This window comes from Acidobacteriota bacterium (assembly GCA_038040445.1).
GTDB lineage: Bacteria > Acidobacteriota > Blastocatellia > UBA7656 > UBA7656 > Onstottus_A > Onstottus_A frigus.
In genome coordinates this window covers 22,681-41,001 of sequence record JBBPIG010000019.1, presented here as the reverse complement: position 1 = coordinate 41,001, position 18,321 = coordinate 22,681, and the positions used below count along the sequence as shown (strand labels likewise).

At 56.7% G+C, this 18,321-nt stretch carries 16 protein-coding genes and 1 riboswitch; of the genes, 7 read left to right on the top strand and 9 right to left on the bottom strand.

Going from position 1 to position 18,321, the window contains the following annotated elements:
• Positions 1-46 precede the first annotated feature (46 nt).
• From AABO57_19460 to AABO57_19445, 4 genes are all read right to left on the bottom strand, one after another.
• Positions 47-394, bottom strand: coding sequence for a nucleotidyltransferase domain-containing protein (locus tag AABO57_19460; protein ID MEK6287903.1), 348 nt, complete (start codon positions 392-394; stop codon positions 47-49).
• Positions 395-398: 4 nt separating this feature from the next.
• Positions 399-803: a nucleotidyltransferase substrate binding protein gene (locus AABO57_19455; protein MEK6287902.1), complete on the bottom strand. Its 405-nt coding sequence runs from the start codon at positions 801-803 to the stop codon at positions 399-401.
• Between the two features lie 109 nt (positions 804-912).
• On the bottom strand, positions 913-2,061 hold the full coding sequence (gene rho, locus AABO57_19450; protein MEK6287901.1) for a transcription termination factor Rho: 1,149 nt from the start codon (positions 2,059-2,061) through the stop codon (positions 913-915).
• Positions 2,062-2,096: 35 nt separating this feature from the next.
• Positions 2,097-4,421: an ATP-dependent DNA helicase RecQ gene (locus tag AABO57_19445; GenBank protein ID MEK6287900.1), complete on the bottom strand. Its 2,325-nt coding sequence runs from the start codon at positions 4,419-4,421 to the stop codon at positions 2,097-2,099.
• Between the two features lie 107 nt (positions 4,422-4,528).
• Here AABO57_19445 and AABO57_19440 point away from each other — a divergent pair, with 107 nt between their 5' ends.
• The 3 genes from AABO57_19440 (at position 4,529) to AABO57_19430 (ending at position 8,064) form a co-directional block, all read left to right on the top strand.
• Positions 4,529-4,993 carry a ferritin-like domain-containing protein gene (locus AABO57_19440; protein MEK6287899.1) on the top strand — a complete coding sequence of 155 codons (465 nt, stop codon included), beginning with the start codon at positions 4,529-4,531 and terminating at the stop codon, positions 4,991-4,993.
• 279 nt (positions 4,994-5,272) lie between these two features.
• A riboswitch (cyclic di-GMP riboswitch) is annotated at positions 5,273-5,358 on the top strand.
• Between the two features lie 65 nt (positions 5,359-5,423).
• Complete coding sequence (locus AABO57_19435; protein MEK6287898.1) at positions 5,424-5,933, top strand: hypothetical protein; 510 nt, start codon at positions 5,424-5,426, stop codon at positions 5,931-5,933.
• Positions 5,934-6,399: 466 nt separating this feature from the next.
• On the top strand, positions 6,400-8,064 hold the full coding sequence (locus AABO57_19430) for a multicopper oxidase domain-containing protein (protein MEK6287897.1): 1,665 nt from the start codon (positions 6,400-6,402) through the stop codon (positions 8,062-8,064).
• Positions 8,065-8,498: 434 nt separating this feature from the next.
• Here AABO57_19430 and AABO57_19425 read toward each other — a convergent pair whose 3' ends face one another.
• The 3 genes from AABO57_19425 to AABO57_19415 form a co-directional block, all read right to left on the bottom strand.
• A complete protein-coding gene (locus AABO57_19425; GenBank protein MEK6287896.1) occupies positions 8,499-9,296 on the bottom strand; it encodes a glycosyltransferase family 2 protein in 798 nt (265 codons plus the stop codon).
• Positions 9,272-10,234 carry an NAD-dependent epimerase/dehydratase family protein gene (locus AABO57_19420; protein ID MEK6287895.1) on the bottom strand — a complete coding sequence of 321 codons (963 nt, stop codon included), beginning with the start codon at positions 10,232-10,234 and terminating at the stop codon, positions 9,272-9,274. The genes AABO57_19425 and AABO57_19420 overlap by 25 nt, the downstream gene beginning before the upstream one ends.
• Positions 10,235-10,365: 131 nt before the next feature.
• A complete protein-coding gene (locus tag AABO57_19415; GenBank protein MEK6287894.1) occupies positions 10,366-10,668 on the bottom strand; it encodes a DUF2442 domain-containing protein in 303 nt (100 codons plus the stop codon).
• A gap of 80 nt (positions 10,669-10,748) precedes the next feature.
• Here AABO57_19415 and hemW point away from each other — a divergent pair, with 80 nt between their 5' ends.
• The 4 genes from hemW (at position 10,749) to AABO57_19395 (ending at position 16,540) form a co-directional block, all read left to right on the top strand.
• On the top strand, positions 10,749-11,969 hold the full coding sequence (gene hemW / locus AABO57_19410) for a radical SAM family heme chaperone HemW (protein MEK6287893.1): 1,221 nt from the start codon (positions 10,749-10,751) through the stop codon (positions 11,967-11,969).
• Positions 11,970-12,058: 89 nt separating this feature from the next.
• Positions 12,059-13,189, top strand: coding sequence for a VWA domain-containing protein (locus tag AABO57_19405; GenBank protein ID MEK6287892.1), 1,131 nt, complete (start codon positions 12,059-12,061; stop codon positions 13,187-13,189).
• 166 nt (positions 13,190-13,355) lie between these two features.
• Complete coding sequence (locus AABO57_19400; GenBank protein MEK6287891.1) at positions 13,356-15,620, top strand: ATP-dependent Clp protease ATP-binding subunit; 2,265 nt, start codon at positions 13,356-13,358, stop codon at positions 15,618-15,620.
• A 128-nt stretch (positions 15,621-15,748) separates the two neighbouring features.
• Positions 15,749-16,540 carry a hypothetical protein gene (locus AABO57_19395; GenBank protein MEK6287890.1) on the top strand — a complete coding sequence of 264 codons (792 nt, stop codon included), beginning with the start codon at positions 15,749-15,751 and terminating at the stop codon, positions 16,538-16,540.
• A 21-nt stretch (positions 16,541-16,561) separates the two neighbouring features.
• Here the strand turns inward: AABO57_19395 and AABO57_19390 are convergent, their stop codons facing one another.
• Both AABO57_19390 and AABO57_19385 read right to left on the bottom strand, forming a co-directional pair.
• Positions 16,562-16,900 carry a hypothetical protein gene (locus tag AABO57_19390; GenBank protein ID MEK6287889.1) on the bottom strand — a complete coding sequence of 113 codons (339 nt, stop codon included), beginning with the start codon at positions 16,898-16,900 and terminating at the stop codon, positions 16,562-16,564.
• 159 nt (positions 16,901-17,059) lie between these two features.
• Positions 17,060-18,112 (bottom strand): class I fructose-bisphosphate aldolase, encoded by a 1,053-nt coding sequence (locus tag AABO57_19385; protein ID MEK6287888.1) that lies wholly within the window; start codon positions 18,110-18,112, stop codon positions 17,060-17,062.
• Positions 18,113-18,321: the final 209 nt, after the last annotated feature.

Genomic DNA, 18,321 nt, shown 5'->3' with positions numbered 1-18,321 from the left:
ACTTGTTGTTCCGCGCCATCACAAAAGAGGCCTTCTGTGCTAGCCCTCATTCCTTCGTCTCTTGAACGAAGCGATCCTGTACTGTCGCCTCTTCCGGATAAACAGTTATGCCTTCGCGCTCGATCCTTTCTCGCAACCGGGCGTTGAAGGTCTCATCCAGGCGAACGAGATCCAGTTCATAGATGATCGGCGCTTCCTCAAGCGCCTCAAAGAGGTCGGCCCATTCCTGCGCGGTGGCGTTTGGAGCGGAGATCGCCAGGTCGAGATCGGAAGCTCGGCGGGCGCTCCCAGTCGCGCGGGAGCCGAACACTCTCACTTCCCGGACGGATGGAAATCGCGCGAGCGCGCCACGCAATGCCAGGAGGTCTTTGTCTCGAAGAGCAATGGATTTCATGATTTCAATCCCACGTGAGCCCTTGAATCTTGTCGGCCATCTTTCCCAGTAGCTCGGCGTAACTACCGGCAATGTGCTGATAGATGCGAATAGCCAATTCTTCGTCATAGGTATGGCTAGTGAGATTGCGGTCCTCGAGCATCTGCAGCCAAACATCCCCCTCCTCGGGCGTGCTGATAAGACCTTCGGTGAAGGCTTTCTTGAGCGTCGGACGAGGGCCGCCACATTCGTGCCCCTGTCGCTCGAGATAGAGCTTCAACGTTTTCCAAACCAATTCGAAGGAGAACTCGAAGCGCTGAATGACTGCGTCGCGGAGGATGTCGCTTTCGGGTTGCTGAACCGCTTCGCTCAACCGCTGCGTCGCCTTGCGCACGTCCGTTTGCCGCTCTTTGAATCGCTCTTCGCTCATAGGGCTCTGTATACCATTCCCAGGTTTTTTCGGATAGCTGGTTCAAGCTTGGCCGACTAGCGATCTCAAATGAGACAGGCCCAAGTCAGGTTAGTGCTGAAGTCGTCTATCAGGCATTCTGCTTCAACTTATCCAGGAACTCTCGATTGTCGCGCGTCTCGCTCAAGCCTTTCAGCAACATTTCCATCGCTTCGATCGGCTTCTTGTTGGCCAGCGCGCGTCGGAGAAGGTTGATCTGCGGCATCGTGTCCGCGTCGAACAGCTTCTCCTCTTTGCGAGTGCCTGACTTCGAGATGTCTATCGCCGGCCAAATTCTTCTTTCGGCCAGCCTGCGATCCAATTGGATTTCCAGATTGCCGGTTCCTTTGAACTCTTGAAAGATCACTTCGTCCATCTGGCTGCCGGTGTCGATCAGCGCCGTGCCGATGATCGTCAGCGAGCCGCCTTCTTCGGCTTTGCGGGCCGCACCGAAAAACTTGCGCGGGAATTCCAGAGCGCGTGAGTCGACGCCGCCGCTCATGGTTCGGCCTCGGCGGCTGGTCTCGCGGTTCGAAGCGCGAGCCAATCGCGTGATTGAATCGAGCAACATCACGACGTCTTGCCCGCATTCGACCATCCGCTTCACGCGTTCGTGTACAAGGTGAGTGATCATCAGATGATAGTCGGCGTTCTGATCGGCTGATGAAGCGATCACCTCGCCACGCACGCGGCGTTTCAGGTGCGTGACTTCTTCGGGACGTTCATCGACCAGCAGAACGACCAGGTACGTCTCAGGATGGTTGTCGGCAACGGCTTCGGCGATTTCTTCGATGAGCGTGGTCTTGCCGGTCTTGGGCGGCGCGACGATCAAGCCGCGCTGGCCTTTGCCGATCGGTGCTATCAGGTCGAGCACTCGCATTGACATGTTGGGATTGCCCTTCGACAATTCGAGACATTCCGTGGGATCGACGCTGGTCAGCTTAGTGAACTCGGGCATCTTAGAGTACTGATCGGGATCTGTTCCGTTGATGAGTTCGATGCTCGTGAGTTGATCGGATTGAACGCGGCCACGGCCTCCGCGCCCGCCGCGCGTCTCATCCGACGGGCTTGCCGTTCCCGACAGTTGAACGCCTTCTCTTAGCCTGAAGTGCTGAATCAAGGTTCGAGGGACAAAGACATCTTTAGGCGACGGCAGATAGTTGCTCTCCGCATGACGAAGGAAGCCGAAGCCCTTTTCGTTTACTTGAAGAACGCCGGAAGCCGGCTGTTCGGTTTGCATTAATGACTCCGCCTAGAATTTATCACAAAAAGGCCTCAAGACAACTCGAGGGTGACCTCGGCGCGAGCCATCATCACCTCTCGGCCGAAATCGGTGAGACTCACTGTTGGATACTGACTGCGGCCCACCGCGATGCAGCCTGCTTGAACGAGCGCTTTGACGTACGCAGTTATGTCGTCCTGTGTCATCTCGCGAAGCAAACCGTATGTTGATAGACGGTCCAGATGATGCTCGGTCACCTGCTTCGCGCTCGAGCCGCGGAGCACCGCGGCGACCGTGCCCTTGCCGAATCTGCCATTCAGCCTTGCTACGCAGCTCAATATCTTCCTGACGACGATCGTTTCGGATGGATTGAGGCTGCGACCGTGAGGTGCTTCGGGCTCGGTAAAGCTTGCCGGTTCGCTCATTGACCGGTCAAGCTCTGCGCGTTTTCTCAACTCAGCGCGAAGCTCACTGCCCGTTGGCGCGTTATCGATGATCATCTCGTCGATTCCAGTAGCCGCGGGAAGTTTGGCCGAGCGTGACGCCGAGCCGACTCTCAACGTGCCGGCGCCGGCACGAGCCTTCTCGGAGCGCGAGTCGTCAACGTAGCTCGCCGGGTGTGGCGCGCATACCGAGCAAGTCTGACAACGCTCGACCTTTTTGCGATCGCCGAAGTAACTCAAGATGAATCGCCTCAGACAGGCTTTGCTATAGCAGTAGTCGATCATCTTGCGCAGCTTCGACTGTTCGGCGGCCGCTCGCGCAGCCAGTTCTTTGGTGTCGATGCGCAGCGCGCGGGCCGGCGGACTATCCAGCAACTTTATTCCGCGACCCTGGTATGCGTTGCGGTACGATATGACGCCGCGTGCTGAAAGCCCCCGAAGCGCGCGTCGAATCTGGCCATCGTCAAGATCGAGCGCCCGCCCCATTGCGTTCAGATCGATCTCAGTTTGCTCACGATCATTGATGTCTCGATTGAAGATCAGCTCGCGCAACACGGAGGCTTCGGCTGAGTCGCCGTCGACCTGATCGAGCGCCGTGTCCACGCGAGAGGTCAGCCGCACGATGATGTTCTTGTCGGTCGAACGGCCGCGCTCGATGTGGCCGGCTTTTTCAAGCACGACCAACGCGGAGTAGATCGACATATCGTTCTTCTCACCGAGCCGCTGGGCCAGCTCGCGCGCGGACATCTCGATCTTCTCGAGTCCGAATGATGCGATCTCGTGATAGACGCGGCGGATCAATTCCGGCGGCGGATGATTGCCTTCGATGAAGAACTGTTGCGTGCGGGTGTCGGCGTAGTTGAACAGCAGCAGGCAGTCGGCGGGAAGACCGTCTCGCCCGGCGCGTCCGACCTCTTGATAGTAGGCTTCGATCGAGCCGGGCAGGTGATAGTGAACGACGAATCGAATGTCACGTTTGTCTATTCCCATGCCGAAAGCGTTGGTGGCGATGATGGCTTGCACGTGGCCGCCCATGAAGCTGTCTTGCGCGCGAGTTCGCTCAATCTCACCCATCCCGCCGTGATAAGGTTCGACGCTTAGGCCGGCCATCTTGAGCTTGCCGGCGATCTGCTCGACGCTCTTGCGAGTCGCGGCGTAGATGATTCCCGAGCCGCCCGATGTCTTGATTATTCGCTTGAGCGTATCCAGTTTTTCTTTCTCGGCTGAGACGTGAACGACTCGAAGAGCAAGGTTCGGGCGATCGAAGCCGGCTACGAGATAGCGGGGATCGGTTAAGCCTAGCTGTTCGCTGATGTCCGCTCTGACCTTCTGCGTCGCGGTCGCAGTGAGCGCGATTATCTGCGGATGCCCGAGGCGTTCCACCGCGTCTTTGAGCCTCAGATAATCGGGTCTGAAGTCATGTCCCCAGTGCGATATGCAGTGCGCTTCATCAACTGCGAACAACCTCACTTTGACGGTCGCGATTGTGTCCATGAAAGCCTGGCTTCGAAATCGCTCGGGCGCCACGTAAACAAGTTTGTAAATGCCTCGCCGGATCTCGCTCAGCCGTTTGTTGGTCTCGGCGTAACCGAGTGAACTGTTGATAAAAGTAGTGGGGATGTCGCGGGCGGCGAGCGCATCCACCTGGTCTTTCATCAGCGCGATGAGCGGCGAAACGACAAGCGTGACTCCGTCGAGCATTAACGCCGGCAACTGATAGCAGAGCGACTTGCCGCCGCCTGTTGGCATGACGACTACGGCGTTCTGAGCGGCGAGCACCGACTCGATGACTTCGGCCTGGCCTTCGAGGAAGTCAGTGAAGCCGAAATGTTTTTGAAGAGCCTCGTGGGCTCGGGTGTTGCTGCTCACTTTTTGGAGTCCCTCGGCAATAGACCAGCGCGCGGCGATCTGGGTGGCGAATGCTAACGATAACACGTCGCGAGCGACCGCCTCAAACGAGTAACCCGGCGTTGCATCGTTGAGTCGCTCCAGTATAATTCCCAGGTTGACGCGCGAAAAACTGGACTCGCGGAGGAGGAAGCATGGCACAGCAAGAGTTAGACAAGACGGCAGTGATCGGATTGCTGAACAGGATTCTAGAAGATGAGTTGGCAGGCGTCGTTCGGTACACGCACTATTCGCTTATGGTTTTCGGCTACAGCAGGATTCCGATCATCTCATGGCTGCGAGAGCAAGCGACTACCGGACTCGCGCACGCGCATGCCGCCGGTGAACTGGTGACTCACTTCGGCGAGCATCCTTCGCTCAACATCGGGCCGCTGCTGGAAACGCACAAGCACGAGATTAACGACATCCTGCGCGAGTCGCTCGAGGTTGAGAAGGCAGCGACCGAGTTGTACAGAGAGCTTTTGGAGCTGGTGCGTGATCGCTCGGTGCTCCTTGAAGAGTATGCGCGCAGGATGATCGCGGAGGAAGAGCTGCACTGCGGGGAAGTCAACAAAATGCTTCGCAGGCCCGGCGATGTTGGGACCTTTTCAGCACCCTAGCGTTTAAGGCCAAGTGCAAGAACGACGATAGGCGCAGCAGTGTTCGGATACTCGATGGTAAACCGGCACTCTAGGAGCACGGTCGACAAGCTGAGCGCAGGTCTGAGTCGAGCAAGAGATAATGGGTTTAAGCGCAATGACTCGATATCTCCTCTGCTGCAACTCTTGCGCGTCGGTGGCCTTCGCTCTTTGCCCTCGTGATTATTCTGTCCCGCGTGATTATTCTTGACGTGGCCAACGCGCCCCCTTAGACTTCTGATGCCTCCAAGATTTTATCCTCACCAAAAATGGCAACCCATCGAAAGAGAGGCGCGCAAAGTGTCGGCCTAAATTCCTCTAGAGGATAGGGTCGAGGCAACGCCGAAGTGAGACGTGACGCTTATGCTCGCGTGCTTCGGCATTGCGAGTTTTTTTATTTTAGGAGGATGACATGAAAGGTTTTGATTTGAGACGAGCATTGACACTGATGATCGCTACGTTGCTTCTGTCGCTGACCGCGAGCTACGCATCTGCTCAAGGGCAGAGCGGGGACAAAAAAGCCAGCAAGCAGGAGATGAAACAGCTCAACAAAGAAGCCAACAAGACCGGCGCAAAGGCCGAGGAAGCGGCAGACCAGCTAGGCCGCAAGGTGGTGTTTTGCATCCTAGCCGCGCACACGACCGATGTTGGTACCGCGAAGGAACTAAAAGACAAGTTCGATGCGCTTACCGACTTTCCGTTTGGTCAATTCGTTGCGGCGGTGCTTCTGGCGGACAGAATCGATCTGCCGCTCGACGGCATCATTGCGAAACTAGTCGCCGGGATGTCGATCGGTCAAATCACGAAAGAGGCTGATGTGAATATGGGTGAAGTACGCAGTCACTTCGGTCAGTTTCGCAGTGAGCTTGCAAGGTCGCTGACCAATCCTCCGACGAAGGATTGTCTTAAGAGCACCCCCTAATCGACGACGGGAAATAAGTACCTTGCCAGTGGCGTCCGTACGGACGACCGAATATTTGTGCAGGTCATTTGTAACCATATTCCTGGGATTGCTCTGGGCTCTTACGCATGATCCCCCTTGCCGCCGCCCAACCAGGTTTGATGGTCCGGCGACGGCAAGGTCAGGCCTACACAAAGAGCTGGACCTCAATCATCCACTGGATGAGTTTAGTCCCTTGCTCAATCGGCAAGGAAATCTCCCCAACTAAAACGAAAAACTCACATCGCTGTAGGTACGCCAGGGTCATTTGACCCACTATTGGGCGAAACATTGTACAGTTTGCGATACTTTTTATTGGTACGTAGCTTGCCCATCGCGCAATCTCGGCAGTAGTAAAAACGCCGCACTTGTAAAGCAGAGAGCAGGAGCCCCCGTATCTCTCACCGCTACCCACAGCTCCTGCCTCCCCTACAAAAGGAGGCATCCAATGCCAACCAGGAGACAGTTTCTAAAGATAGGTTCTTTGACTGGGGCAGCCGCCCTGGTATCTTGGAAGTGGAACTTACCGCGGGCGTTCGCGGCAACTCAGCCCCTCACCAAGTATCTCGATCCGCTTCCCATTCCCCCGGTAATGCAACCGCTTTCCGGAGTTGCTGGGGGAGCCGCTTACTATGAAGTGGCAATGAATTCGTTCACCCAACAACTCCACAGCCAGCTCGACCCGACCCCGGTCTGGGGATATGGCGACGCCGGGCTGACTCAAGGCAGCTACCCCAGCGCAACCATTGAAGCTCGGCGGGACGTGCCAATCCAGGTCAAATGGATAAACAACCTTCCTCAAAATCACTTCCTCCCCGTGGATGAAACCCTTGATAATGCGAAGCAAGAGGGAGACGTGCGCACCGCTGTGCACCTCCACGGCGGCCACGTGCCGCCCGAGAGCGACGGCGGTCCTCTGGACACGTTCTTACCAGGCTTTTCGCGAACCCTCGCATATCCCAACACTCAGCGAGCGACCACCCTCTGGTACCACGATCACGCCCTCGCTATCACCCGGCTGAACGTCTACGCCGGACTGGCGGGATTCTACCTGCTGCGAGATGACGAGGAAGATGGACTCAATCTGCCCAGCGGAGATTTTGAAATTCCGTTGGTCATCCAAGACCGGATGTTCAATGCCGACGGCTCGCTTTTTTATCCGAGTACAGGCCAAGATGCCTCTCCTCCCGTGCCTCCCGTTTGGGTGCCGGAGTTCTTCGGAGATACGATACTGGTCAATGGTAAGGTTTGGCCGTACTTGGAGGTCGAGCCTCGGAAATACCGGTTCCGCTTTCTGAATGGCTCACAAGCTCGCTTCTACAGTCTGCAGCTTTCGGGTTCAGTAAACAGAGCACCCGGGCCGGCTTTTTACCAGATCGGGAACGAGGGAGGGTTGCTTCCATCGCCCGTGCTGTTAAATGATCGCGGAAACTCAAAAAGCTCTAAACTGTTAATGGCGCCGGCTGAGCGCGCCGATGTGATCATCGACTTCGCGGATTTCGCAGGTCAGACCCTTATTCTGCGCAATACCGCCAAAGCGCCTTTCCCTGAAGGCGATACTCCAGACCCGAACACTACCGGCCAGGTTATGCAATTCAGGGTGGGCAACACGCTCTCACAGCCGGACACCAGCTCCTTGCCCTCGAGCCTTCCGGCGATTGCACCCCTGCCGCCAGCATCGTTGACGAGGGACCTGACCCTTCAGGAATTCCTGGATGAAGATGAGAACCCGATCAGATTGTTGCTGGAGGGAGAGCCTTTTTCTGCCGATACTACGACTAAGCCAAGGCTCAACACGACCGAGGTCTGGCGCCTTATCAACACGACTGGAGACACTCATCCTATCCACCTGCACCTGGTCCAGTTTGAGGTGCTCGATAGGCAGAAGTTTGATGTGAGACAGTACCTGAACACCGGGCAGCTTAGGTTTCATGGAATGCCTAAGCCAGCCGACCCGAATGAGGCAGGCCGCAAAGACACTGTCAGGGCCAACCCGGGAGAAGTTACTCGGATCAGGGCCAACTTCGACATCCTTGGAAAGTATGTCTGGCACTGTCACATCCTGGAACACGAGGACAATGACATGATGCGCCCGTTCGAGGTCGTGCCGTAGACGACCTCATCGCGTAGCGACGGAGGAATCCGGCCAAAGTCGCGGTTCACCGTCGCTACACCACGTGCTTGGCTCCTGCTCGGATGATAAGGGCGACCTCCGATCTAATCCCCTCGCAGCAGTGCGATACTCTCGCTTTTCCGGATAAGCGTCAGTTGTGACGATAACCAACGCTGTCACAGATGTATTGAAACCCACCGGCAGAATAGAGTAGTCTCACGCCACCATGATCTCATGTCCACAGTGCGGGGCGTCTGAGATAAAGCGGTCGCGAGCCCGGGGTCTTGAACGACTATTCAAGAGTTTGAGTTCCTACAGGACCTATCCCCAGGTCGAGCGATATCGGCGGGATGCTACCTTACGCCCTGAGTCTTGTCAACGCAGGAGGGGGAAGGTGCGACACAACACTCTAGATAATAGCTCGGCTGCCGGTTCTATCTCTTGAGCCGAAGGGCGAGAAAGATCACCGGTCGAAATATTTTCCACCAATCCGTTAGCGCCCGCATCTTGGTGTAGGCGATGCCGTCGGTCTTTGGGTACTCAATCGTTACCGGTACTTCGACGACTTTGTGTCTGAGCCGCAAAGCTTTGAAGAGTAGATAGGGCTCGAGCTCATACCGATCGAGCCAGTCTTGCCATAGGTTTATTCGCTTGTCGTCAAACAGCGAAACCTTGATTGCGCGAAAGCCGCTCGATGCATCCGTCACTCGGCGGCGGCAAAAAAGCGAAAACAAAACCGTGTAGCCTCGCGTGCCGAGTCTGCGGCGCAGAGGCATTCGCAAATACTCTCCGCCGTCCAGATACCGTGAGCCCTGAGCGAGTTCAGCTTCGCCTTTGATGATCGGATCAAGGAGCCGGGGTATTTGTTCGGGAGGAGTCTTGCCCCCGCCTGACACGACTACAACAATGTCGTAGCCGTGTTCGATTGCGTAATCGATTCCGCTTCGAATCGCCGCGCCTACGCCGCGATTAGCGCCGCTACGAAGTACCGTGGCGCCGGCTGCCTCCGCGTAATCGGCGGTGTCGTCGCTCGAGCCGTCATCTACCACAACGGTCGTTTCCACGAAGTCGTGGGGGACGGCTCCGACGACGCGAGCGATGCGTTCGCCTTCGTTCCAGGCGGGAGCGACGCACAACACACGCGGCCGGGCGTTCGTTTGCAGAACTGCCTCGCGCGCCTCTCGGACGCCGGCAATCACCTCGGTATTCACTTCGAAGTTTCTTTCAGCCATTGATAAGTTCGACGCAGACCCTGCTCGACTGTGAATGTGGGAATCCATCGCAGCTCGCGGCGAATCTTTTCGATGTTCACCACGCGGCGCCGGATGTTGTCGATGTCGCGGCGATCGACATAAGCCGGCTCGACTTTCGCGCCGGTTATTTCGATTATCGCGCGCGCGAGCTGGTTGACGGTCACCTCGCGCCCGGTCCCGACGTTGTAGACCTGCCCGTCCGCCTTCGGGCTGATGCCCGCCAGCAACGTCGCTTCAACCACGTCGTCGATGTATGTGAAGTCGCGAGTCTGCTCGCCGTCGCCGTGAATTCGCGGAGACTCACCCTTCATCGCAGATTCAAAGAACTTTGATACGACACCGCAGTAGGGATTGTCAGGCCGCTGAGCCGTTCCGTATACGTTCGAGTATCGAACGACCGCCGATGACAAGCCATAGCTCTCATAAAACGCCTTGCAGTAATTCTCACCCGCGAACTTTGACACCGCGTACGGGCTCAGCATGTTGGTTGCGTCGTCCTCGTTGATTGGCAGATAGCGCGGGTTGCCGTAGACCGAAGTCGACGAGGAATAGACCACCCGCGGGATCTTCAACTCTCGCGCGGCCATCAGCACGTTTAGAGTCCCACCGATGTTGACCTCGTAGTCTTCTCGTGGATTCCGGGTCGAGACGATGATATTGCGAGCGGCGAGGTGGAAGACCAGACTCGCGTCCTTGACCACATCGCCTACAAGATCGAAGTCGGTTACGCTGCCGTGAATAACCTCGAGGTTCGCTTCACCGGCCGGCAGGTTGTTGTCGTCGCCGGTGTAGAAGTCGTCGAGGACGACGACGCGTGCATTCTCGGCCAGCAGTCTGCGAACGACGTTTGATCCGACGAAGCCCGCGCCGCCGGTGACCACGATTCTTTGACCAGCGAGACTCTCAAAGTCGCTCATCAATTGTCCGCCTTTCTGATCTATCAGAGTGCCGCGAAAATGAGTTTGCAGTTGGGGGCCCTGTTTGGGAGAGGAAGGATACCACCATTCGAAGGAGTTGAGCTACTGCGCCCGTCAACTAAGCGGACAGGTCAGACCGCGACTTCGGATCCGATGTAGCCCCATTCCTCGAAAAGTCCACGCAAGCTTTCATCATCTCTGAAGGTAAGGTAGTAGATGTACTCCGGTGCGACATCCAAATCGCCTGACCAGCAGAGCGCACCGTGCTCGATGAATAGTTGCCGAAAGGCCGCTTTATCCCGCAACGGTGCGAAAGCCGATCGAGGATCGTCGAAGATCATCGCGTGCAGGTCAGCTACACCCTCGCGTCCGTTGTCGAACACGAATCGCACACGGTAATCGCCGAGGTACTCGGCGTCAGATATTCGAAGCATAGTTTTCTCCTTCTTCAGGTCAGCGGCTCGATGCGGCGATACTCTCCGGTCCTTCTGAACTATACTTCTGATTGATTAGTATGCCAATACAGTCGGAGGTTGCGTGTTATAATCGGCGCGTGCAACGGCGAGCAGGCATCTACATTCACATTCCTTTTTGCGAGCGCAAGTGCACCTATTGCAATTTCAACACGACCGATTTTTTTGAAGTGCTGGCACGGCGCTACATAAGCGCCGTGAGCCGCGAGTTAGGTTATTGGGGTGAACGCCTGACCGAACAGTTGGGCGATCGCGCTGCGGTGGACACGATATATTTTGGCGGCGGGACTCCTTCGATCGTCGATGCAGCGCAACTGGCCGAGCTGGTTCGGTCCTGCCGAGCGGCCTTCGATGTAGATCGCGACGCGGAAGTGACCATCGAAATCAATCCGGCGTCACTTTCCAGAACGAAAGCCGATGGCTGGTTGAAAGCCGGGATCAATCGCGCGAGCGTCGGCGTCCAGTCTTTTCTCGACAGCGAGCTCGTATCTCTGAGCCGGACGCACACAGCCGGCAACGCGCGCTGCACGATCGACGTGTTGCGAGCGGCGGGCTTCGAAAACATCAGCCTCGATTTGATCGCCGGACTGCCTGACCAAAGCCTGGCGGATTGGGAGTTGAACCTCCGCGAAGCTCTCGCCTTCCGCCCCGATCACCTGTCGCTCTATTTGCTCGAGGTTAAAGAGGGCACGCAGCTTTACGGTCAGATAAAGCGCGGGCTGCGGCCGGTTCCGGATGATGATCTGGCAGCCGAGATGTATCGAATGATCTGTGACGCGACGCAAGCGGCGGGCTACGAGCATTATGAGATCTCCAACTTCGCTCGCGGCTGCGAATGCGAGGCGGCCAAACCGGTCAGCCCGTTCAGATCGAAACATAATTTGAAATATTGGACCGGAGCCCCGTTCTATGGCATAGGGTGTGGAGCACATTCTTACGACGGTTTCGCTCGTTGGGTCAACGTTCTGAAGACTGAGACATACATCGAAAGAATCACCGAGAGCCGAAACGCGATTGCTGACCGCAGCGAGCTCAGTGAAGCGGACCGCGCGGCTGAAGCGCTATTCATGGGGCTGCGATTAAACGAAGGCGTCAGCCTCGCCGAGTTCCACGCGGAGTATGGTGTTGACGTGATCGAGCGCTACGGCGCCGAACTGCCGAGACTGGCCGACGCGGGGTTGATCGAGATGGCCGGCGGGCGATTGGCTCTGACCGCCGCCGGACGTTTGCTTTCCAACGAAGTCTTCGTATCATTTGTCTGAGATCTTTAGTAAACTCATTGGCGCACAAGCGCGAGAACGAGGCCGAGAACCTTTCATAGTTATTAGGTCGATCTCTTGGGGGATCTCATATGTCGCTCAAGTTGAAGGCAGAAGCAGCAGCGGTTCTTTGGGTGATCATCGCAGCGGCGGCGCAGGTACAAGCCCAAAGCGGCCGGATGCGGGGTCAACCGAAAGCTCCTCAACGTCGCGATGACAAAGAACCGATTCGCCTGCGCGTTGAGGAAGTCTTGCTTCCGGTCAGCGTACGCAGCGACCTGGGCAAACTTCCTCCTAATCTTCTGCGAACTGATTTCATACTGACCGAAGACGGCAAACGCCAGGTCATTAACTCGGTCATGCACACGCCCGCGAATATCCTGTTCATACTCGACGCCGGCGGTGACAGCACGCTCAAGAATCTCAATCTAAATCGCGACCTTGCGTTGAAGATGGTCGATTCGCTGGGTGAACAGGATCGAGCCGCGGTGATCACCTATTCGGACAAGACCAATCTGCTCTCGCAATGGACGGGTGACAAGGAGGCCTTGCGCACCGCGCTCCAATGGAAGTTCAAGCCCGGCCTCAGATCTGATTTCTATCGTAGCCTCGTTTATGCTGCAGAACAGGTGCTGTCAAAAGTCAGCGGGCCTCGCAGCGTGGTGATTATGACCGACGGCGTAGACTCGTTCGACGAACTCGACTTTGAAAAGGTGCTGCACACGCTTCATCGGGCGCGTGCAACCGTCTACGTCGTCAGCCAAACCGAGATGTTATTGCGCGAACTGAAGCCGCGTGCCTTCAACGCGCTCTCGTGGTACGAGATGCTCGATCCCGGGACTCGCAAGCGGATCGAGAAGCTGCGCGCCTACTATCGCCAGCTCGAAGCGGCTGAGATCACTCTCAAGGGACTCGCGGAGGAAACCGGCGGCGCGATTTGGAATCCCGGCACCCGCGAAGAGTTTGGGAGACTTTGCCCTCAGATCGTCACCGAGATAGGCACCGAGTACATATTTGCGTATTCAACCGAACGCGAGCGTGGCGACACAAAGTTTCACGCGATCAATGTCTACGCTGCGAGGCCGGGACTGCTGGTGCGAGCGAGGCGTGGGATATACGCGAACGTCATCGCAAAACGGGAAGCTGGAAAAAGCGATGCTGCGGAAGGCGTAGTCGCAGAACGAACCGCGGGTAGGGGCTTCGTTCAAAGATCCGGCCTATGACCTCACGGCTTATCATGTGCCTCCAAGCGCGGGGACCATTGCGGCGAAAAGTCGCTATTCTTGAGTCCACTTTTCTACTCTGATATACTCGCTTCGTGGATCCGCAGCCGGGGTGGGTGAACGTTTCGAATCGAGCGCTGCCGGCGGCCGGGGGAAGTCTCACATAATGATCGATCTAGAAATCTATACTGACAAGATTGCTGAAAGTGGCCGCCGATTGATTCGAAAGGCTTACGAGGAAGCTCGGGGCCGGGACCACAATCAGCTAGGGCCCGAACACCTTTTCCTTTCCATCGCCGAAGTAGAACGACCCTTCTTCAACGAGGTAATGCAGAGCCTCAATCTGGATCCGCAGGTAGTGATACAGGCGCTTGAAACGAAGCTTGATCAGCGCGACTACCTCGGCCGCGGCATGAAGATATCCGAACCGCTGAGGACGTTGCTGTCCAACGCGCTGAAGCATTCGCGTGAACAGGGGCGAAGGCTTATCGAGTCAACCGATCTTTTCTATGCGCTTTTCACGGATACTCACAGCTACCCGGTCGAGTTGCTGAGGCGGCTCGGCGCCGACCGCGAGATGGTTATGCAGAAGATAACGACCCGGGTCCGCAGTCACGAAGAGAAGGAAGAAAAGTACCGTCGGCGTTATGAGCTTCCACCATACCTCAAACATTTCGGCGTGAGCTTGAACAAGCTGGCTCGTCAAGACAAGCTGCCGCCGGTCATCGGGCGCAACGAAGAAATCAGGCAGATAGTCGAGATACTCTGCCATCGCGAACGCGCGAACTCCCCGATGCTCGTCGGCGAAGCCGGCGTCGGCAAGACGGCCGTCGTCGAGGGTCTGGCGCGCAAGATCGAGCTTGAGCCCGAGATCTTGCCTCAACGATTGCGCAGCGCCCACATCGTTCAGCTTCAGATGTCCGGCATCGTCGCTGGCACGATGCTGCGAGGGATGTTCGAGGAACGAATCCAGGGCATTATCAGCGAAGTAAAAGAACGCGATAACCTGATCCTGTTCATCGACGAGGCGCACACGATCATAGGCGCAGGATCGGCTCTGGGAGCGAGCTCGGACGCGGCCAACATGTTCAAGTCCGCCCTGGCGCGCGGCGAGATTCGCATAATCGGCGCGACGACCATGACCGAGTACAAGGAGTACATGTCCGAAGACGAGGCGCTTGCTCGAAGATTCCGGCTTGTGAAAGTCGATGAGCCGTCGGTTGAAGACACTCGAAAGATCATAGTCGGCGTGCGCCCGAGACTCGAACGCAACTACTCCGTCACAATTTCCGACGAGGCCATCGAGACCGCGCTGGAAATGGCGCCGCGTTACGTTCGCAACCTGCACCTGCCGGATAAGGTGATTGGCTGGCTCGACACTGCATCGGTTAAGGTTGAGATCAACCAGCTTGAGCCATCCGAGGTGCGCTCCGAACACATAATCGACGTAATCAGCCAGGAGTCGCGAATCCCCCGCGACATGATTTTCCGGGACACTAACGACCGCTTCGCGCATATGGAGAGCGCGCTCTCGGCCCGAGTGATCGGGCAGAAGGAAGCGATCAAGGCTGTGGCTCAACGTCTGCGGCTCAACAAGGGACCGCTCAAGGAGAACTTCTATAAACCCGATGGCGTTCTGCTGTTCCTTGGTCCGACCGGCGTCGGCAAGACCGAGTTAGCGAAAGCGGTAGCCGAGTTCATGTTCGGCGACGACGACAAGATGGTCCGCATAGACATGTCGGAGTACCAGGACGGGACCATCGCGATCGAGAAGCTGATCGGAATGCCGCGCGGGATCGTCGGTAGCGAGCGAGGCGGCATATTGACCGAGCGGCTCCGCGACAACCCTTACACCGTGCTGCTGCTGGATGAAATTGAGAAGGCTTCTTCCTACTTGCTGAACCTGTTTCTGCAAGCATTCGACGAAGGCTGGATCACCGACGGCCGAGGCAAAAAGGTTTATTTGTCGGATGCGATCGTCATCATGACTTCGAATCTGGGTTCGGACAGTTTCAAGAAATACATGAAGCCGCTCGGGTTTGGCACAAAGACTCTTGCCGACGTTAAGCAAATCAAGCGGGAAGTCATCAAGGCGGCCGAGGAGCGATTCTCGCCTGAGTTCCGCAATCGCATCGACGAGATCGTGGTGTTCTCGCCGCTTACTCAAGATGAGGTGAAGCAAATAGCCGAGTTGTACCTGGGCATGATAAAGCGTCAAATGAAACGGCAGGGCAAGGAGCTTGAAGTTAGTGAGAGTGCGGTTGTGTATCTGGTCGAGAAGGGCTTCAGTCCAACTTATGGCGCGCGCTTTCTCAAGCGCGCTATCGATGAAATCGTTAAGCTGCCGATGACGACTCGGTGGAAGGAAGCGCACCACTTTCAAGTAGACTTCGAGGACGGGGAGTTGAAGATAGTCGCGGTGGAAGCTTGATCGGGATTGAACGTGATCGAGTCATCGAGAGCGGCGCAGCCGGAACCTGCGCCGCTCTTCTTCATGCGCCGGCCTCGCGCTCTGAGATACAATTGACCTGGTTAACCTGAGCGAAGTTCGGAGGTATCTTGTCGAGATCAGCAATACTGCTTGCCCTCACGCTGCTCATAACGGCGGTGATTGTTCCGGCGTTCGTTTCCGCGCAGGAACCAGACGAAAACGATCCGGCGAGGGCGGCCGCTCTGGTGCGCGAAGCGGTCGCCGCCCGAGGCGGCGACGCCTATTTGAAGATTCGCACCGTCGAGAGTCGCGGCCAATTCACGCCTTTCGAGAAGGGCGTGTCCGGCGATCCGTTGAGCTTTGTCGACTACGTTGCTTATCCGGGCCGGGAGCGCACTGAGTTTGGCAAAGGCGATGAGAAGTTCGTTCAGACCAATTCTGAAATCGCGAACTGGGTGTACGAGGCCAAACAAAAGATGATTCGAGATCAGAAGGAAGAACAGATAAAACAATTCCAGCAAAGCGCGCGCTATGACATCGACAACTTGTTGAGAACGGCATCGCAGCAGTCGGGCGTAAAGCTGGTTTATCTGGGCCGCCGTGAAGCGTGGCGCAATACTTTTTCCGAAGCGGTGCGCGTTGACTTCGCCGATGGAGGCGCGGCGACGTTGCACTTCGATCCGCGCGCGAAGCTTCCGCTCATGATCGAGTACAAGACGGTCGGTGAAGAGGGGTCGGTCAACAATGAGGTGCGCTACTACCGATGGGTCGACTTCGGCGGGATAAAGTTTCCAACACTCCAGGATTTCTATCGCAACGGCAAGCAGAACGCGCACGTAAGCTTCGACACCGTCACCTTCAACGTTAGCTTGCCCGACAAGTTATTCGCCAAGCCGACCAACATCAAAGAGGTGAAGTGACCGGTTGGCGCGCAGGGCAGCTTAATTGATTCTCTCCATTGTTCCCTGGGCGAACTGGTTGAAGCGCCGGCGCATCTTGTCGAGATCCTGGCCAACCTCGTCCAGGTCTTTCAACATCTCGTCCAGCTTATCGAGCTGCCATTCTGGGTCGAACGGCATGGTCTCGAGCTGAACTTCCATTCCCGCCAGACGCGCTTCGACTGAAGCGAGGTGCGACTTGGCCTCTCGCCACAGTTCGTCCACCGCCGCCAGGTACTCGCCGATGCTGTCCTGAAAGTCAGACACTCGATAGCGGAGGTTGGCGAGCCCTTGCTTCAGGGTTTCAATGGTTACTTTCTTTTTTTCGATTTCATCGGACATCGTGGTAATGGTCCCCGTGGCCTCTCTCGCTTACCGAGATGCCGTTCGCGCCGGCGCAGGGTCATAGACCTCCGTCGCCGCCCTGGGAGCGCAGGCATCGCTGCCCGCCCAGGTCTACGCGACGGCCCTGGGAGCGCAGGCATCCGTGCCTGCCCAGGTTTACGCGACGGTTACCTCTTTGGCGAGATAAACGTCCTGAATCGCATTGAGAATCTTGACGCCATCCGGCATCGGCTTCTGAAAGGCTTTGCGCCCCGAGATCAATCCCGTGCCGCCTGCCCGCTTGTTGATCACCGCGGTCTTAACGGCTTGCTGAATGTCGTTCTCACCCGACGCGCCGCCTGAGTTGATCAGACCCGCGCGGCCCATGTAGCAGTTCAAAACCTGGTAGCGAGTCAGGTCGATCGGATGATCCGAGGACAACTCCGAGTAGACCTTCTTGTGAGTCTTGCCGAAGTTGAGCGCGTTGTAGCCGCCGTTGTTCTCGGGAAGCTTCTGTTTGATGATGTCGGCTTCAATAGTGACGCCGAGGTGATTGGCCTGTCCGGTCAAATCGGCGGCTCCATGATAGTCGACCTCCTTGGTCTTAAACGCAGCGTTTCGCAGGTAGCACCACAAGACGGTGAACATACCAAGCTCGTGCGCTCGCGCGAACGCTTTGGTGACTTCCTGAAGCTGCCGCTTGGATTCCTCGGAGCCGAAGTAAATCGTCGCGCCAACTCCGGCGCAGCCCTGTTCATATGCTTGATCGATAGACCCAAAGACTATCTGGTCATAGGTGTTGGGGTAAGAAAGAAACTCGTTGTGATTGAACTTGAGGATGAACGGGATCTTATGAGCGTACTTGCGCGACACCGAGCCGAGCACGCCGAGCGTTGTAGCAACGGCGTTGCAGCCGCCTTCGATTGCAAGCTTGACGATATTCGCTGGATCGAAGTACTCAGGGTTAGGAGCGAACGAACCTCCACCTGAATGCTCGATGCCCTGATCGACGGGCAGGATAGACAGGTAGCCGGTACCCGAGAGTCGTCCGTGATTAAACATCGCTCCGAGGTTGCGCAGCACCTGAGGCCGGCGATCGGTCAACACCATGACACGGTCTATGAAGTCGGGCCCTGGCAAGTGCAGCATCTCTTTGGGCACGGTCTTGCATTGGTAGGACAGCAGGGATTCGGCTTCACTGCCGAGGATTCGCTCGATGTCTTTGATCATATCGCCTCCTGTTGGCGCGCGACGCGCGAAACGATGTTTAAGGAATGAGTTCGCCGGGTTTCCGGCGTGAACATTCTAAGCGCGGCTGATTCAGAGGTCAAACTCGATAGAAAGAAAGGCGCGAGTTTCGGCGCGCCCAAAGGAGGATCTAAGATTGTTTACCCGCTCCTGTAGAGGCTGAATCGCACAGGAAAATACATCGAGGCGGT

What these genes read in the sequence shown, in the direction of transcription:
- AABO57_19460 (MEK6287903.1), bottom strand. Translation starts at nt 394, where the DNA reads ATGAAATCCATTGCTCTTCGAGACAAAGACCTCCTGGCATTGCGTGGC.
- AABO57_19455 (MEK6287902.1), bottom strand. Translation starts at nt 803, where the DNA reads ATGAGCGAAGAGCGATTCAAAGAGCGGCAAACGGACGTGCGCAAGGCG.
- rho (MEK6287901.1), bottom strand. Translation starts at nt 2,061, where the DNA reads ATGCAAACCGAACAGCCGGCTTCCGGCGTTCTTCAAGTAAACGAAAAG.
- AABO57_19440 (MEK6287899.1), top strand. Translation starts at nt 4,529, where the DNA reads ATGGCACAGCAAGAGTTAGACAAGACGGCAGTGATCGGATTGCTGAAC.
- AABO57_19435 (MEK6287898.1), top strand. Translation starts at nt 5,424, where the DNA reads ATGAAAGGTTTTGATTTGAGACGAGCATTGACACTGATGATCGCTACG.
- AABO57_19430 (MEK6287897.1), top strand. Translation starts at nt 6,400, where the DNA reads ATGCCAACCAGGAGACAGTTTCTAAAGATAGGTTCTTTGACTGGGGCA.
- AABO57_19425 (MEK6287896.1), bottom strand. Translation starts at nt 9,296, where the DNA reads ATGGCTGAAAGAAACTTCGAAGTGAATACCGAGGTGATTGCCGGCGTC.
- AABO57_19420 (MEK6287895.1), bottom strand. Translation starts at nt 10,234, where the DNA reads ATGAGCGACTTTGAGAGTCTCGCTGGTCAAAGAATCGTGGTCACCGGC.
- AABO57_19415 (MEK6287894.1), bottom strand. Translation starts at nt 10,668, where the DNA reads ATGCTTCGAATATCTGACGCCGAGTACCTCGGCGATTACCGTGTGCGA.
- hemW (MEK6287893.1), top strand. Translation starts at nt 10,749, where the DNA reads ATGCCAATACAGTCGGAGGTTGCGTGTTATAATCGGCGCGTGCAACGG.
- AABO57_19405 (MEK6287892.1), top strand. Translation starts at nt 12,059, where the DNA reads ATGTCGCTCAAGTTGAAGGCAGAAGCAGCAGCGGTTCTTTGGGTGATC.
- AABO57_19400 (MEK6287891.1), top strand. Translation starts at nt 13,356, where the DNA reads ATGATCGATCTAGAAATCTATACTGACAAGATTGCTGAAAGTGGCCGC.
- AABO57_19390 (MEK6287889.1), bottom strand. Translation starts at nt 16,900, where the DNA reads ATGTCCGATGAAATCGAAAAAAAGAAAGTAACCATTGAAACCCTGAAG.
- AABO57_19385 (MEK6287888.1), bottom strand. Translation starts at nt 18,112, where the DNA reads ATGATCAAAGACATCGAGCGAATCCTCGGCAGTGAAGCCGAATCCCTG.